The sequence below is a fragment of the Fredinandcohnia quinoae genome, from assembly GCF_022427965.1.
Classification (GTDB): domain Bacteria; phylum Bacillota; class Bacilli; order Bacillales; family Bacillaceae_L; genus Ferdinandcohnia; species Ferdinandcohnia quinoae.
In genome coordinates, this window is record NZ_JAKTTI010000002.1 from 98,933 (window position 1) to 115,766 (window position 16,834).

Sequence of the window (16,834 nt, forward strand, 5' to 3'; positions counted from 1 at the left end):
ATATTTTATTTCCCGCTTCCAGCAGTCATCCCTTCAATTACCTTATCAGACAGCCATAAATAGAAAATTAGAATTGGGAAGATTATAATCACGACTCCTGCAAATAAGCTTACCCAATCAGAATTATATTGCATCGATTGATAAAATTGGTATAACCCAACAGATAATGTATACTTCTCATTCACATTCATATATGCCTTTGCTAATAGAAACTCATTCCATAAGCCAACAGCATTCAGTATCATAACTGTTACCAAACCAGGGCGAGCCATCGGAAGCATAACCCTCCAAAAGATTGTGTTCTCACTTGCTCCGTCGATTACTGCCGCTTCCTCTACATCTGAGGGCAAGCTTTGGAAAAAACCAGTCAAGATAAAGATTGTAAAAGGAAGTGATAACGCAATATATACAATGATTAAACCAATAAATGAATTAATTAAGCCAATTTTTATTAATAGTAAATAAATTGGGATGAGCACTGCTTGATACGGAATCCCTATCCCGATAATAAAAGTATTTGTTATAAATTCTCTTCCGAAAAATTTGTATCTTGATAATACGTAGGCTGCTGGGGCACTTACTAACACAATGCCAAGTACACTGAGTGTAACAACTAATAAACTATTAAAAAAGTATGAAGCAAGGTCTGATTGCACCCATGCAGTATAGTAATTCCCCCACTGCAGTGATTTTGGCATACTCCAAAAGCCTTCAAATAATTCACGATTTGTCTTCAATGAGGCTAAAATAATCCAGCCTAAAATAAATAGAATAAATAGGGTCCAAACATATATAAACGTTTTTCCAAGTGCTGACCATAGACGCCCACTACTTTTCACATTTTTTGCTCCTTTCGTTTCTAATCCTAAAGAAAGCCTTATAATTCGTACACTTCGCGTTTAAATAGCCTTCTTCCCGTAACAACAAATAATAAAACAACAACTACCATTGTTACTGCAATCGCACTAGAATATCCTAATTGATAAATCGGCGTTCGCTGACCAAATCCGAGGATAAATTGATACATGGCCGTATTCCACATTCGGGTTGGCGGTTCAGCTCCTCCAAATGCGAACAGGAAGTCAAACAATCGAATCGCATTGATTCCCCATAAAATGATTGCGATTGACATTACATCCCAAATTAACGGAAGCGTAACCTTAGTGAAAATTGTAAATGTAGATGCGCCCTCTACTCGTGCTGCTTCAAAGATTGTATTTGGAATTTTATCTACTCCAGCTAATAGAATAATTGCATAAAAACCAGTACTGTACCAAATAATCGATGTAATGGCAGACATCATAATATTGTCAGGACCCGTCCAGTTCACTGGATCAAGTCCAATGGCAGTTAACACAGAGTTAAAAAAACCAATATCATACCGGTATAAATAATTCCAAACAACTGCCAACGCAATTGGAGCAATGATTTGCGGGAAAAATATAATCGCTCGAATTGCCTTTTTTGCAATAACTCCTTGACTTAATAATGCCGTAAAGAGAAATCCAATTAGAAAAACGAAAATTCCACCAACAAATAAAATGAGCATCATATTCAAAAATGATTGCCAGTAAATTGGATCATGGATTATTTTCGCATAATTTTTAAGCCCCACAAAAGTCATATGTTCGGTAAAACCACTCCACTCATGAAAACTAATCCATAGGCCATAAATGGCTGGACCAATGAAAAATACAAGATATAAGCCTACCGCTGGTAATAAATATGGGATTGTTAGTTTTTTTCGACTATTCCTCACATTACATCCCTCCTTAACACTTCTGCTTTTCAAAAAAGCAGGGGGAACGCATTCCTCCTGCTTTCCAAATAGCTGTCTCTTATTGTTTATCCCAATATTCTTTTGTTTGCTTTTGTAGCTCCTTGATAAATTCTTCTGCCTTGATTTCGCCGAAAATTAATTTATCATCAAGTGGTAAGAATACTATTTTCCACCAATCAGGGAATTCAGCTTGTAAGCCATCATATTCTTTATGATAAGATGAAGCATTGATAACTAATTCTCTAAAATCTGCCAATGCCTCAGGTGCCTCTAAATCTGCTCTAGTGCTAATATTTTTTGTATCCTTCACAATTCCTTCTTGATATTTCTTCTGCATGGCAAATGCTAAGAAATCAGAAACCGCTTCTTTTTGAGCTCCTTTTGGTGCAACCCATCCAATCAAGTAAAGCTCTGCCTGATCAGTTCCTCCTTTTCCACCTTCAATTGTTGGAAAAGGAAAAGCTTTATATACAAAGTCTTCCGCAGAATATTCAGCAGTTTCACTTGATAACCAGCTTCCATTTAGGATCATTGCAGAATCACCACTTGCCCATGCTGTTTGCGCTGCCGGGTACTGACTTCCTTTATATCCATCGACAAACAGGCCTAGATCAACAAGTTCCTGCACCTTTTTGGCAGCTTCCACATAGCCAGACTGAGACCATGTTTCACCTGTTTTATCTCCAGCTGCTTCAACTAAAGCACCCGGACCCATCAAACGTTCAACTAACCAGTAGTAATAATACGCATTATAGAAATCGATATTTCCATCTTGTGCGAGCGGAGCCAATCCTGCATTCTTTAACTTTTTCGCTACTTCGATAAATTCATCCCAAGTTTTCGGTGGTTCAACTCCATGCTCATTGAATACGTTTTCATTATAATGAAAGCCTGAGCTAATAATTTCATATGGGATAAAATACGTATTGTCATCTTTTTGATAGAAAGATAGAACGTCGTCAATGAATACATCTTGGAATGGTGTATCTTCATTTGGAATTTTCTTTGTCAGTAGTTCATTTAATGGTTCAACTAACTCATTATTGATAAGTGCTCCTTCAACCTCTGCTCCAGATTGTTCCGTAAGGTCTGGTGCATCTCCACTTAATGCTGCATTTCGTACTTTAGACATCACTTCACGGCCCATCCATTGTACGTCAATCTTTACATCTGGATTAGCATCCTCATAAGCGTCAATGACTTTTTGGATGACTACTTGCTGTGGCTCACCTTTATTCCACATCGACCAATACTTGATTGTTGTGTCTTTGCTTGAGGATGAACTTCCACTACTACAAGCAGATAATACTAAAACAAGCGCCAACAGAAGTGTGATAAAAAAACTACTTCTCTTTTTCCCCACAAAATTTCCCCCTTTGATCTAAAAGTTAATGCACAATTTTCTAACAATTTAAATATAAACTAATCGGGTTGATGGGTCAACTGGTTGATTGGATATTTTTTAATAATTTTTAACATTGAAAAAGAGAGTTACCTACAATACCGTAGATAACTCTCCTCATTTTGGTTCTCTATCCTAACTTTGGCGTATCAATGAATGAAATGACAGGTTCTTTATTCGCATGTAATTCAAATACCACGATTTCATTTTTTCCCTTTTTTAGTAAAGGCCCTGGTACGTACAGTGTTTCCTGTGGACCAACTTCCCAATACCTTCCCAGGTTGAATCCATTTATATAGACAACACCTTTTGTCCAATTTGGCAATTCGATGAAAGTATCTGCAACTTCGTCCACTTCAAATTCACCTTTGTAAAAGGCTGGACCAACGCAAGAGTTCCCCTCTATATCCTCGAACGAAAGCCTAGAAAGATCCTCTAAAGGCAACGGAAAAATTGTCCAGTCAAACAGGAATTGGCGTTCTAAGCGTACTCCCTCTGTAATCCCTTTATAATCTCTTAATTTCGGGCCGTAATTAATTCTCCCCATATTTTCTACTAAAATATCAAGCTGTACCCCATCTCTTGGTACATTAAATGAAATTGTATTATTTTTCCACCTGTCAATCGTCCCTTTATAGTCACCATTAATAAAGACAAGTGCACGGTCACGAACATCTTGAATAGTTAATGGATGCTCATCAATTGGACCTTTAATAAAAGTACGATACAGTATAAATCCGTAATTTTGACCCATTGCTTCCATTGTTTCAGGATGAACCCTTCGTTCCGGCGTACTTATTTGCTCTAATGAATTAAATAGTGAAGCAACCTTTGTCATTCTGACTTGTCCATAACCTCGCTTTGGGATCGGAACTGGAAGCTCCATTTCCCCTAATGGAATATGACGAGAAATCGCCTCACGAACCGCATAAAATTTCGGGGTCAAATCCCCCGATTCACTTAATGGGCAATCATAATCATAGCTTGTAACGGTTGGGGCATAATCTTCATCAAAGTTTGCTCCATTATAGAAGCCAAAGTTCGTTCCTCCATGGAACATATAAAAATTCACGGATGCCCCGTCCTCCAGCATTTCAGCAAATGTATTTGCGGCTTCATGTGGATCCCGTTGATGATGCTCCTCCCCCCAATGATCAAACCATCCATTCCAATATTCCATACAAATTTTGGGGGTATTTGGACGATATTCATACAATTTTTCAAATGACTGTTTTGGACGTGAACCAAAATTTACAGTTGCAAGAATACCAGGTAGCATTCCACCTTGGAGCATTGAATCGGTAGGACCGTCTGAGGTAAATAGCAAAACATCCATACCTCTTGCGATCATTCCATCCTTTAGGTAAGTAAGATACTCTTTATCATTCCCGAAGCTCCCATATTCATTTTCAATTTGCATCGCAACGATTGGACCACCATTTGAAATAAGTAAAGGCTTTAATTTTTCCATTAACACATCGAAATACGCATCAACTTTTTCTAAGTATGGTTTGTAAGCAGTCCTTACTCTCATATTACGATCTGCTAGTAACCATGCTGGAAGACCTCCAAATTCCCATTCTGCACAAATATAAGGGCTAGGGCGGATAATAACATGCAGTCCTACCTGTTCCGCAATTTGAATAAATCTTTCTACATCAGCAATTCCACTAAAATGAAATTTACCTTCATGTGGCTCGTGTAAATTCCATGGAATATAGGTTTCCACCGTATTAAACCCACAAGCCTTTAATTTTAATAATCGATCCTCCCAATATTCCGGTACAATCCGAAAATAATGGATTGCACCAGAAATTAGTTGAATCGGTTCACCATTTAAATAAAGGTCTTTACCTTGTACTTTTAAATTTGTCAAAACAATACAGCTCCTTCTACAGATGCATGGGGACATTTCTTCCACTTCATTAAAGTGGTTATCCTACAAACAAATCATTATGTATATTTCCGATTGTAATCGTAAAGTAATAAAAGAAGTCCAGCTAGACCGATTAACATGATTCCAAAATTTGGTTTTCCGACAGTACTTTGGCCAATAATGATTAAAGCAATACAAATAATAAATAGTATTAGTTTAATAATTATGTAGAAAACATTACGATCCATTCTTCAATCCCCCCAGATCTTTACATTTTAGTAAAAATGCCAGCGTTATTTTTTACTATCAATCTTGTGGTCTCTTAATCTTTCAAACCACCAAGTGTCATCCCTTGTGTTAATTTTTTCTGCACAATAATGTATAAAATCAGGGTTGGCAACATGACCAGAACCATACCTGCATACAATTGCCCATAGTTTGCGGCAGATTTCTGTGCTGCCATTAAGTTCATTAATCCGACTGGTAACGTTTTATTCGGACCAGGTATTAACGTTAAGGCGATGATATATTCATTCCAAAATGACAGAAAGTTAAAGAGAATAATCGTTATAATACTTGGTCTTGCCATCGGAATCATAATGCGAATCATTGTTTTAAAATACCCCGCTCCATCAACCAAAGCAGCTTCCTCATAGGTTGTGGGTAGTGATTGAAAATAACTAGATAATAAGAAAATCGTAAATGGCAAAGCTGTCGCGGCATATACCACTGCAAGGATAAATAGATTATCTAGTAAAAATCCATCACCAAATTGGCCACGCAGAAATGTATCTCCGTTCAATAACATAAGGAAGATTGGAACAACAATGTAGTTCACGTTAACAAATAATCCTGCTTTAAATAGTGTATTTAAAAACTTACTACCTCTGAATGTATACCTAGCAAGAACATATGCTGCAGGTAAAGCAACAACTAATAAAATCAAAAGTGCTAATGCGGTTACCATCACAGAATTTAACATATAGGTCCCCATATTTGCCTTTTGGAAAGCATCTATGAAGTTTTGAAAATAGAAGCTTGTCGGCATTGTCCAAGGGCTGCCATAAAACTCTGAATTTTGCTTAATAGATGATAGGAAAACCCAACCAACTGGTATAATAATCGAAATGGCTAATGTAAAAAGTGCAACATATATAAACAAGTGATATACTTTTTCCGCACTCATACCTTTTCTTTTTTTCATCGTTCATCAACCTCCTTAATACTCATATACTTCACGTTTTGTGACATGACTAATTATTGCTGACAATGCAAATGAGAATAAGAAGATGACAACTCCAATTGCCATACCATAACCATAAGAGGAATTCGTGTACGCCTGCTTATACATATAGCTTAAGAAGACCTCGGTTGCCCCATCAGGACCTCCGCCAGTCATTGCCTGCACAAGTAAAAAACTTAAATTAATCGTACTAATAATGAAGAACGTTAATGTAGTCCGAATGTTATTCCAAATTAGTGGCAATGTAATACTGAAAAATTGTCTAATCCGCCCGGCACCCTCTAGGGATGAAGCCTCATATAGACTTTCTGGAATACTAGCAATGCTAGACATGTACATGACCATGTAGTAACCAATCGCTTGCCAAATTAATGCACCACCAATCGCAAATATTGCAATTTGCTGATCACCGAGCCACATTTGTTGAAGTCCTTCAAGTTTAAACAAACCAAAAATACTATTTAGTAATCCATTTGTCGGCGTATAAACAGCAGAAAAAATACCGGCTATAACTACAATGGATAAGATATTTGGAATATAAAAAACAACGCGGAAGAAGCTACTCCCTTTCATATTTTCTCTTGTTAGTAATGTTGCAAATAGTAATGCCATTATCATTGTGATAAGGGTAACAACTACAATCAATAGAACACTATTTTGAAGTGATCGAATGAAGTTCATATCATCCCATAGAATTTTAAAATTAGCTAAACCAACAAATTCCTTATTATTTGAGAATCCACCCCATTTATATAAGGACATTCTAAATACTTCGATTGTCGGGATTACCATGAAAATTGTTAATAGAATTAATGCGGGTGTTGTACAAACAAATATAAAAAAACGCTTTTGTGCCTTCTTGCTCACTTGTTTCACCTCGGATAATAAGAGAACGGTGAGAAAAGGTACTCACCGTTTTAACTCTTATAAGTATAAATGCATCTTTATTTTAGAGCAGCGCGTAATTTGTCGCTTACTTCTTCTACTGCCTTTTGCCATTCGTCAACTGATTTATCTCCAGATACAATACTGTTTACTGTTCCAAATAATGTATCTGCCATGCTTACACCTTCTACTGCCTCAGTTGCAGCAAATCCACCCATACCTGCTTTTGCTCCATTATCATAGATACTATAGAATAATTGGTTATCACCAGTTAATTTTTCAGTCATACCTTGAATAGGTTGAATTGCATTTGATTCAGCAAAAATACCAGCAGCTTTATCAGAATAAACAAATGTGAGGAAATCCTTTGCTGCATCTTTATTTTTAGCTTGAGATGGAATCCACATTTGCTCAAAGAATGTAAATGCATAGCTGTCTCCGCCAGTTTCAACTGCCGGCAATGCTGTCATACCCCATTCGAAGCCTTCAGCTCTTGGTGCATCTGCCATTTCACCAACTACCCAAGTACCATTTGGCATAAAAATTGCCTTATTATCCAAGATTAATTGTTGATTTTTGCGGAAATCTTGGTCATTCGCATTTGCTACAGTTGTCTTCTCTGTATATTTCGCTAACTTATCAACCGTTTCAAAAACTTTAGTTGCTTCAGGTGTTTCCCAAATGCCATCTTCATAAGTCATTGCTTTGTTATAGAAATCAGGTCCACCTGCTGATAAAAGTAGAGAATACGTAAATGCATCAAAGTAGCCAGTTGTTGGATACGTAAATAATGCGATCCCTTCTTCCTTTGCCTTTTCACCTAATTCCCACATTTCATCCCAAGTCTTCGGAACTTCCCAGCCCTTTTCCTCCAACAATCCAGCGTTATAGAATAAGCCTGTTGGACTATAGAACATTGGTGCTAGGTAGGTCTTTCCATCATTGTATGGGTTAGTTGCAAGTGTATCAGTGAAACCAGGAATTAACTTATCTTTCACTTTTACATCTTCGCCATACACGTTCATATCAAGGACATCTGTAATATCCTCTAATGCTTTATCTTTAATTAAGGTTTCTGTTAATGCTAACTTTCGTCCCGTTGCAACCAGTACAACATCGGGATAGTTTCCTGCTTTCATGTTAGGGCTGATAACCTCTTCAATATTTTTATCAACCGTTAATTCTACTTTCACATCAGGGTTAGCATCTTCATATGCATCAGCAAGCTTCGTCCACATATCCTTACCATAAGCAGATTCTAAAGCGGCTATCTGTAATGTTGTCTTCTTTCCATCCTCCGAATCTCTTTGGGTTTTGTTGGCATCACTCTGACAAGCCATTAACCCTAGTGATAACATTGCAATTGTACCAGCCATCATTAGCTTCTTTTTCATTTTTCTCTCCCCCTCATTTAACTTCTATTTATAGCTACAGTATACCGACTCGAAAAGCGCTTTCACAATAAACATCTTGTTCTGTTTTTTAGGTATCTTGCTATCCATTGAAAAAATCTCACTAAAAGATTTATACTATACGAAAGGTTATGTTAGGGGGAAATCAATTGTCAAATGAGGTTTTTGAAGTACCGGCTTCCCAACGTAATAGTTTACCAGTTAAAATTCTATATGTAACTGAAGCCAAGTACGATCGTGATTGGCATAGTATTAACCATACCCATCACTTTACGGAAATTCTATTCGTTACGAAGGGCAAGGGAACGTTTATCTTTTCAAATAACGAGGTTCCCCTCACTGAACATGATTTAATTATTATCAACCCAAATATCGAACATACAGAAAAATCAACTCATGGGGATGGCCTCGAATATATTGTCCTTGGCCTCCAAGATCTTGCATTCACATCACAGGAAGATGTAAATACACAAGTTACTTTTTTCAACTTTCACGGTGAGAAGGAGCTCTATCTTTTTTACCTTCAGCAGTTAATAAACGAATTGCGCAGACAAGAACCAGGATATGAATTAATTGTCCAAAATATTGTTGAAATTTTACTACAAAAAATGATTCGTCGAAAATCATTTACTCTAGAGAAGTCGACATCTGAAAAGATTTCAAAGGACATCGCATTTGTTAAAAATCACATCAAAAAACATTTCCGTGAAGATCTTAATCTATCTATTCTAGCTGAAGCGAGTCATATCAATAAGTATTATCTGGCCCATTCATTCAAAAAACTAGTAGGTATCTCACCAATTGAATATTTGATTCAAACACGGATTAGAGAAAGTAAAATATTGTTAGAGACTACAAACTTCCCAATCTCTGATATATCATCGATGACCGGTTTCTCATCACAATCTTTCTTTGCCCAATCTTTCAAGCGTGTAATGAATGAAACACCATCGCAATACCGAAATAAAACCAACACCAATCACAAAAAAAAGAAACGCACCAAATGAGGATCACGGATTCTTTTTAAGGTGTAAAACAGTATTTCATAATGAAAAATGGGTATGAAATCGCAGTGATTTCTTACCCTGATTTTATTGTGAATTACCATGCTTCACTCATCTAGCAAAACTGCTCGTAAAACTCATCCAGATTAATAGATTCACCTTTATTCAACCTTGATTCTTCTGCAGCAAATGCCATAAGATGGCTTCTTAATGAGACAGAGGCTGACGACTTGCTTTCTTTTTCTCCATCACTCTCTAAATCTCGTAAGAAGGATCTTATTATTCCGAGGTCCCCGCCGCCATGTCCACCTACTGGAATGGAGAGGTTAATCACTGTTTCATGCTTTGTTAAAAAGTCATAAATTGAGATACTATTTTCATCCATTTTTCCACGTATCTCACCCTTTGTTCCCATAATTTGCACGATGCGAGTTTGCTCACGAGTAAAACCGCACATACTAAATGTTGCAGTTGCACCATCCTCAAACTCCATATTTACGACTTGGTGATCGACGACATTATTGTCTGACTGATACACACATTTTCCATAGGGGGTTTCATTCAATGCCTTGATAATCCCTTCGCGGGAATGATCCTCGGTAAATTTCTTTGCCCATCCTTTACCTTCACCAAGATAATATCTTCCAGCATGAAACGGGCACACATGCTCTGCAGGACAACCATCTAAACATCTTTGTGGAGCACCATCAGGGGCATTCTCTTTCCGAAAATGCATCAGTGACCCATACGAGCTAACGCGCTCACATTTTTTGCCCATCACATAACTGATAATATCCATATCATGACATGATTTTTGTAAAATCATCGGACTAGACGCTTCTTTATTATTCCAATTTCCCCTAACAAAGCTGTGTGACATATGCATCACTTCAACATTTTCATTTAACTGGAGTGAGACAATATCACCAATTTTCCCTTCGGATATCACTTTCTTAATGGTTGACCAAAAATCTGTATAACGTAATACGTGACAAATCGTCAATTGTCGATTACATTCCCTTGCAACACGTTCCATTTCAATACATTCCTTAGGATCAGGTGACATTGGTTTCTCAAGAAGAACATGATAACCAAGTTCAAGAGCTTTCACTGTTGGTTCGAAATGATATCGGTCCAATGTACAGACGATCGCAATATCCGCTAGTTTCCCGGATTTCATCATGTCTTCCCATGACTCAAAACAATTTTTAGATGGAATGCTATATGTATCTCTGAATCTACTTCTTCTTTCATCATTCGGCTCAGCCACTCCAACAACTTTCAGCTCGTGTGGATATTCTAAGGCATATGGTGCATATGCTCTCGCACCACGATCACCCGCTCCAATGACAACCGCTGTTTTCTGTTTCATCGAACCAATCCTTTTTTTATTCAATATTACCTATAGTCTGAAATTAACGCAAGAATATAGGGAGATAGGGAATACAAAGAAACGGTTCCCTTGTCCGTAACGAACCAGTAGAACCGTCCCTGTGGTCACTATTCCTTCACCCGTAATAATCTCAAACTGTTAAGTGTTACAATGATGGTTGCTCCCATGTCTGCGAAGATTGCTAGCCATAGTGTTAACCATCCAGGTACGATCAATAACAGGGCGAGTAATTTAATTCCAAGTGAGAAACTAATGTTTTGTTTTATTATGGTTAATGCTTTTCTACTAAGTTTAATGGTATACGGAAGTTTTCGTAAATCATCAGACATTAAAGCAATGTCTGCTGTTTCAAGTGCTGTGTCTGTTCCTGCACCACCCATTGCGATCCCTATTGTTGCGGTTGCAAGTGCTGGTGCATCATTTACTCCGTCACCAACCATCGCTACCTTGTTGTACTTCTCTTGTAGATTTTTAATATAGGTTAATTTATGTTCAGGAAGAAGGTCTGCCTTAATTTCCTTAACACCAAGTTCCTTTCCAATCGCTCGAGCCGTTCCATAGTTATCTCCGGTTAACATGACAGTTTTTTCGATACCAATTTTATGGAGCTTCTCGATAACATCTTTGGAACTTTCTCTCACCTTATCGGCAACTGCAATTAGAGATAGAATCTCTATTTCTGTTCCTACAATCATTACGGTCTTTCCTTGCTCTTGTAATTGCAAAATCTGTTGTTTTATTTTATCCTCTACACTATATAATTCCGCAAATAATTTTGGGCTACCAACATAATATGTGACCCCGTCAACATCTGCTCTAACCCCTTTTCCAGTGATTGACTGGAAGTTCTCAACATTGACATCTTTGAATGGAGAATTCTCTTTCTCCGCTTTCCTTATAATTGCTGAAGCAAGCGGATGCTGTGAACCTTTTTCAATAGCAGCGGTAATTGTCATTACTTTTTGTTCATCACTTTTATAAAAAATTGTATCTGTTACTGATGGGATTCCTTTAGTAAGTGTACCTGTTTTGTCAAATGCGATTACCTTTAATGTTCCCGCTTCTTCAAGATGAATGCCACCCTTTATTAGGACACCATGTTTTGCCGCATTCCCTATTGCAGTTACAATCGCAACTGGTGTTGAAACAACTAATGCACATGGACAACCAACTACAAGAACAGCCAACCCACGGTAAATCCATTCATACCAATCTCCATTTAAAAATAAAGGGGGAATAACAATAATTAGTATTGCAAGTACGATAATTGCCGGTGTATAGTATTTTGCAAACTTATCGACAAACGCTTGGGAAGGAGCTTTTTCAGCCTGTGCTTCCTCAACTAAGTGGATAATTTTCGCAAGTGTTGTATCTTCTACTCGTTTTGTCACACGTACTTCTAATAATCCATCTTCGTTAAGTGTTCCCGCATATACTTCTTCATCGATTGATTTGCTAACTGGAACCGATTCACCTGTAATGGCAGCTTGGTTGATTGTTGATGTACCTTTTACAACAACTCCATCCATCGCAAGCTTTTGACCCGGCTTCACGATCATGATATCGCCAACCTGAATGTTATCAACATGAACTGTAATTTCATCATTTCCTCTTCGTATCAGTGCTTCCTTAGGGGCAATTTCCATTAATGATTCTATCGAGTTACGTGCTTTATCCATCGAATATCTTTCTAGTACTTCACTAATCGCAAATAAAATAACAACAGTTGCCCCTTCACTCCATTCACCTATAGCTGCGGCTCCAATAACCGCAACTGTCATTAATGTGTTCATATCAAATTTTAATTTAACTAAGTTTTTTAACCCTTCAATAAAGAGGGTATAGCCCCCAATTATAATCGCTAAACCATAACCGATTGTCGGGATAAGGCTTCCTTCTTCATATTGATTTGTTAACAACCAACTTATCAGTACAAGGACAGTAGATATATATACCTTTATGCTCTCTTTTTGTTTCCAAAATGGTTGTTGTTTAACAGCTTGTTCACGTTCATTTCGTATCTTCAAATTATCAAAAGAGCCTGCTTTTTCTAATTCTGCAATCGTTGTATCTCCCGTTACTACAATCTTTGAAGCTCCAAAATTCAATTTCGCATCTTGGACACCATGAAGCTCCTTCACATTTTTTTCAAACTTTGCTGCACAACTCGTACAACTTAATCCTTGTATCCGATACGTTTTCATTTGTTGTTCAGAGGACATCTGACTTAACCTCCTGACTATGTTCCAATGCAAGTAGGATTAACTGTTTTATATGATCATCATCTAATGAATAAAATGCCAATTTACCCTCTTTTCGATACTTCAAAATTGAGAGCCTATTGAGAGTACGAAGATGATGAGAAGCTGTAGCTACAGATGACCCCAATATATTAGCTATATCACAAACACATAATTCATCTTCCTGGCAAAGAGCATACGCAATTTTAGCACGATTTTCATCACCAATCGCTTTAAAAATTTTTGCGATGTGGCCAATATCAATCTTATCTATTTCTCCTTGGGCTCGATTTACTTTTTCTTCATCGTAACTATAAATCTCACATGTATCCTTTTTACTCAATATTCTCCCCGCCTCATTCAAATATACATTTGAATATATTATAATCGATAAATTCTAATTATTCAAACCTATATTTGAATGTGAATCATACTCATCACAAAAAAGGTGCGTGAAGGGTCTAATTGATTTCCCTCACGCACCTTTTATATCCTATTATGTTGAAATTGCCCACATTACTTCGTAGCTCCCTCAGATATCCCTTTAATAATATGTTTTTGTAGGAACATATATAAGAGTATTATCGGTACTATAGCAATTACTAATCCTGCCAAAGCTAAATGCCATTGCTTCGAATACTCTCCGAAAAAATAGAACATTTTCAATGGGATAGTATACATTCCCTCTTTATTAATTACAAGCGAAGGCAATAGATAGTCATTCCAGATCCAGATTGCATTTAATATGATCACTGTTACTGTTGTCGGTTTCAACATTGGAAAAATGATATGTCTAAAAATTTGGAAGCGATTAGCACCATCAATCGTTGCCGCTTCATCTAATGAAATAGGAATCGCTCTTAACGCACCGTAGTATAAGAAGACTGCAATACTTGATCCAAACCCAAGATACATAAACATTAAACCAGCACGATTAAGCATCTCTACTTTTCCAAAAATCATAATTAATGGAATCATAATTGATTGAAATGGAATTAACATAACAATTGCGAAGATAAAATAGATAGATGAACTTAATTTGCTCTTATTCCGTGAAAGTGCATATGCTCCCATTGACGTACAAATGACAATTAAGAGAATACTTAGGGCAGTAATGAGAATCGAGTTAAAAAAACTATGCACAAAATCTAGACTCTCGAATGCCGTTGGGTAATTATCCCATGTTAATGCTTTCGGCCACTTGAGAGTATTTGTAAAGATTTCCGCCTTTGTTTTAATCGAGTTCACGATTATTAGATAGAATGGATATAGCCATACGAGAGAGGTAACAATCCCTATTAGTCCAATTAGGTAGATGGATTTTCTTTTTGAGTTCATCATAGGTCTGTTTCCCTCTTTCTAGTGACGTATATTTGAATCACTGAAATTAAAGCAATTATAAATAGGAAGATGATCGCCTTTGATTGGGCATATCCCATATCTTGAATTTTAAAAGCTGTATTATAAATATTCATGGCAGCCATTTCAGTTGAACCAAACGGTCCGCCCGCGGTTAAAGCTAAGTTCTGGTCATAGACTTTGAATGCGTTTGATAGAGTTAAGAATAAACTAATCGTAAACGCAGGAGCGATTAAAGGAAACTTGATTTTCCAAAATTTTTGCCAAGCACTAGCGCCATCAATTTCAGCGGCTTCCATCAATTCATGGGGAATATTATTTAAGAATGAGATATAAATAATCATGATATAGCCACTCATCTGCCATAGAAATAGAATGACTAGTCCCCAGAATCCAGTTGCTTCAGATGCTAACCATCCATTAAACAGCTCAATCCCTGTCATTTCTCCAATAGCAGTGAATGCTTTAATAAAGACAAACTGCCAGATGAATCCTAATACAATCCCCCCAATTAGATTGGGCATAAAATAGATTGTTCGAAAGACTGTACTCAATTTACCCATTTTTTGCGTTACTAAAAGGGCCAATGCCATTCCGATTATATTAACACCAATAACTGCAACAACCGAAAATTTTGCAGTAAACCAAAGACTTTTAAGGAACTGTGTGTCACTAAATAACTTTGTATAATTATCTAATCCTACAAATGTATTGATTGTAAATCCGTTAAAATCGGTGAATGAATAATAGACACCATATGCTAACGGTAATATGAGAACAAGAAACAAAGCTAATAGACATGGCGCTAAGAAGACCCAGTAAGAAAGGCTTTTGTTGTTCATATTGTTTCCTCCTCGTTTACAGTTAATGAATTTTCATAAAAAATAGGGATAGAAAGCAAAGCAATCTCTATCCCTACCTTTTCACACTACTCTATCATTCTGTATTTATCGCATTTCCTTGTATTGTTTAGAAGTATTAGTTGTAAACTGCTCCCAAGTAATATCACCATTTAGATATTTTTGAAACTCAGGGAATAACGAAGCTGAATACCATCCACTTGGATATTGATTCATTGCCCATGCTGAAGTTTTACCATCCAATAATGCATTGTAGACCTCTTTTGATACAGGATCCTTAATACTCTCTACGTCATATCCTTCGTATGAAGGGATGAATTGGAATTCTTCAGTTAATGCCTTTTTACCTTCGTCAGAAGTATACATCCAATCTAGGAAATTCTTCGCTTCTTTAACAACTTTTTCATCTAATGTTTTATTAATTCCCCAGTACCATGAAGGCCCTGCACTAATTTTCCCTTCAGTATCACTTTCAACAAAGAAAGGTAGGATTCCTAATTTCGTTTGAGAGAATTCTGGGTTCAAGCTATCAAGAGTAGGAACAATCCAGTTTCCTTGATGGACAATTGCTACTTTTTCATTTGCAAATAACTCTTCAACTGAAGTACTGTAATCAACTGATAAAATTGGTTGAACATTGTGCTTGTTCATAAGATCTGTATACTCTTTCATACGATCACCAAATTTGTAATTGATTTCTTTTGACTCAAAAGCTGAAATGATGCTTTGATTATACTCAGGTGCACTAAAATGGTTAGAGAACTGATTAACTACCCAATCTTCTTTCGCACTGAAAGCAAATACAGCCTCAAGGCCAAGTTCGTCTTTTTTACTTTCAAGCGTATCTACAGCTTTGTTAAAATCTTCATATGTTTTAATAGATGTTACATCAATTCCCGCTTTCTCAAATAGATCCTTATTAATCATCCATCCGAATCCTTCGATATTCATCGGTAAACCATAAGGAACACCATCGATTGTTGCTCCTTCTAATGTTCCATCAATTGCAGCTTTTGCTGCCTTCATATCAGATACATCAGCTAATTTATCTTTGAATTTTTGAGTATCTGGTAATCCACCTAATAAAAAGATTGATGGTTCTTCACCGGAAGCAAATTTCGCGTTTAGAGCAGTTGCTCCATCTTGTCCAGCACCAACAGTCGTTACATTGATTTTCACTCCTGGATTTTCCTTTTCATATTTCGCAACTAAATCGTCCATTTGTTCCTTTGTTTCAACTTTCATATTAAAAAGATTAACAACTGTTTCATCAGCATTCTCTGAACCTTTATCCTTTGAACATCCAACAAGTGCTAGTGAAATAACAACTAAAAAAGATAATACAACCATTAAACCTTTTTTCATGGTAATCCTCCTCTG

General features: G+C 36.8%; 15 protein-coding genes. 1 reads left to right on the forward strand and 14 read right to left on the reverse strand.

Annotated features, from left to right (window positions below; all coding sequences use genetic code 11):
• Positions 1-5 precede the first annotated feature (5 nt).
• The 8 genes from MJG50_RS02345 to MJG50_RS02380 all read right to left on the reverse strand — a co-directional run bounded on the left by MJG50_RS02345 (position 6) and on the right by MJG50_RS02380 (position 8,580).
• Positions 6-839, reverse strand: coding sequence for a carbohydrate ABC transporter permease (locus MJG50_RS02345; RefSeq protein ID WP_240252404.1), 834 nt, complete (start codon positions 837-839; stop codon positions 6-8).
• Between the two features lie 38 nt (positions 840-877).
• Positions 878-1,759, reverse strand: coding sequence for a carbohydrate ABC transporter permease (locus tag MJG50_RS02350; RefSeq protein ID WP_240252405.1), 882 nt, complete (start codon positions 1,757-1,759; stop codon positions 878-880).
• Between the two features lie 79 nt (positions 1,760-1,838).
• The gene (locus MJG50_RS02355; protein WP_240252406.1) at positions 1,839-3,143 is read right to left on the reverse strand and encodes an ABC transporter substrate-binding protein; all 1,305 of its coding nucleotides are present in this window, start codon (positions 3,141-3,143) and stop codon (positions 1,839-1,841) included.
• Between the two features lie 169 nt (positions 3,144-3,312).
• Positions 3,313-5,058, reverse strand: coding sequence for a glycoside hydrolase family 35 protein (locus MJG50_RS02360; protein WP_240252407.1), 1,746 nt, complete (start codon positions 5,056-5,058; stop codon positions 3,313-3,315).
• 77 nt (positions 5,059-5,135) lie between these two features.
• Positions 5,136-5,306 (reverse strand): DUF6903 family protein, encoded by a 171-nt coding sequence (locus MJG50_RS02365; protein WP_240252408.1) that lies wholly within the window; start codon positions 5,304-5,306, stop codon positions 5,136-5,138.
• A gap of 74 nt (positions 5,307-5,380) precedes the next feature.
• Positions 5,381-6,262 carry a carbohydrate ABC transporter permease gene (locus tag MJG50_RS02370; RefSeq protein WP_240252409.1) on the reverse strand — a complete coding sequence of 294 codons (882 nt, stop codon included), beginning with the start codon at positions 6,260-6,262 and terminating at the stop codon, positions 5,381-5,383.
• Between the two features lie 15 nt (positions 6,263-6,277).
• Complete coding sequence (locus tag MJG50_RS02375; protein WP_431307252.1) at positions 6,278-7,063, reverse strand: carbohydrate ABC transporter permease; 786 nt, start codon at positions 7,061-7,063, stop codon at positions 6,278-6,280.
• Positions 7,064-7,245: 182 nt separating this feature from the next.
• Positions 7,246-8,580, reverse strand: coding sequence for a carbohydrate ABC transporter substrate-binding protein (locus tag MJG50_RS02380; protein WP_240252411.1), 1,335 nt, complete (start codon positions 8,578-8,580; stop codon positions 7,246-7,248).
• Positions 8,581-8,747: 167 nt separating this feature from the next.
• On the opposite strand from MJG50_RS02380, the gene MJG50_RS02385 reads away from it, so the two are divergent.
• A complete protein-coding gene (locus MJG50_RS02385; RefSeq protein WP_240252412.1) occupies positions 8,748-9,605 on the forward strand; it encodes a helix-turn-helix transcriptional regulator in 858 nt (285 codons plus the stop codon).
• A gap of 112 nt (positions 9,606-9,717) precedes the next feature.
• Here the strand turns inward: MJG50_RS02385 and MJG50_RS02390 are convergent, their stop codons facing one another.
• The 6 genes from MJG50_RS02390 to MJG50_RS02415 form a co-directional block, all read right to left on the reverse strand.
• The gene (locus MJG50_RS02390) at positions 9,718-10,974 is read right to left on the reverse strand and encodes a Gfo/Idh/MocA family protein (RefSeq protein WP_240252413.1); all 1,257 of its coding nucleotides are present in this window, start codon (positions 10,972-10,974) and stop codon (positions 9,718-9,720) included.
• Between the two features lie 128 nt (positions 10,975-11,102).
• Positions 11,103-13,217, reverse strand: a complete 2,115-nt coding sequence (locus tag MJG50_RS02395; protein ID WP_240252414.1) for a heavy metal translocating P-type ATPase — start codon at positions 13,215-13,217, stop codon at positions 11,103-11,105.
• Positions 13,207-13,578 (reverse strand): ArsR/SmtB family transcription factor, encoded by a 372-nt coding sequence (locus MJG50_RS02400; protein WP_240252415.1) that lies wholly within the window; start codon positions 13,576-13,578, stop codon positions 13,207-13,209. Before MJG50_RS02400 ends, MJG50_RS02395 begins: the two co-directional genes overlap by 11 nt.
• 173 nt (positions 13,579-13,751) lie before the next feature.
• Entirely contained in the window at positions 13,752-14,573 is an 822-nt protein-coding gene (locus MJG50_RS02405) for a carbohydrate ABC transporter permease (protein ID WP_240252416.1), read from the reverse strand.
• The gene (locus MJG50_RS02410; protein WP_240252417.1) at positions 14,573-15,436 is read right to left on the reverse strand and encodes a carbohydrate ABC transporter permease; all 864 of its coding nucleotides are present in this window, start codon (positions 15,434-15,436) and stop codon (positions 14,573-14,575) included. The genes MJG50_RS02405 and MJG50_RS02410 overlap by 1 nt, the downstream gene beginning before the upstream one ends.
• A 105-nt stretch (positions 15,437-15,541) precedes the next feature.
• Entirely contained in the window at positions 15,542-16,819 is a 1,278-nt protein-coding gene (locus MJG50_RS02415) for an ABC transporter substrate-binding protein (RefSeq protein WP_240252418.1), read from the reverse strand.
• Between the last annotated feature and the right edge of the window lie 15 nt (positions 16,820-16,834).

Excerpts from the sequence above, each read along its gene's own strand:
- MJG50_RS02365 (WP_240252408.1), bottom strand. The coding sequence starts at position 5,306 with ATGGATCGTAATGTTTTCTACATAATTATTAAACTAATACTATTTATT.
- MJG50_RS02405 (WP_240252416.1), bottom strand. The coding sequence starts at position 14,573 with ATGAACTCAAAAAGAAAATCCATCTACCTAATTGGACTAATAGGGATT.
- MJG50_RS02415 (WP_240252418.1), bottom strand. The coding sequence starts at position 16,819 with ATGAAAAAAGGTTTAATGGTTGTATTATCTTTTTTAGTTGTTATTTCA.
- MJG50_RS02370 (WP_240252409.1), bottom strand. The coding sequence starts at position 6,262 with ATGAAAAAAAGAAAAGGTATGAGTGCGGAAAAAGTATATCACTTGTTT.
- MJG50_RS02390 (WP_240252413.1), bottom strand. The coding sequence starts at position 10,974 with ATGAAACAGAAAACAGCGGTTGTCATTGGAGCGGGTGATCGTGGTGCG.
- MJG50_RS02410 (WP_240252417.1), bottom strand. The coding sequence starts at position 15,436 with ATGAACAACAAAAGCCTTTCTTACTGGGTCTTCTTAGCGCCATGTCTA.
- MJG50_RS02380 (WP_240252411.1), bottom strand. The coding sequence starts at position 8,580 with ATGAAAAAGAAGCTAATGATGGCTGGTACAATTGCAATGTTATCACTA.
- MJG50_RS02395 (WP_240252414.1), bottom strand. The coding sequence starts at position 13,217 with ATGTCCTCTGAACAACAAATGAAAACGTATCGGATACAAGGATTAAGT.
- MJG50_RS02375 (WP_431307252.1), bottom strand. The coding sequence starts at position 7,063 with ATGTCCTTATATAAATGGGGTGGATTCTCAAATAATAAGGAATTTGTT.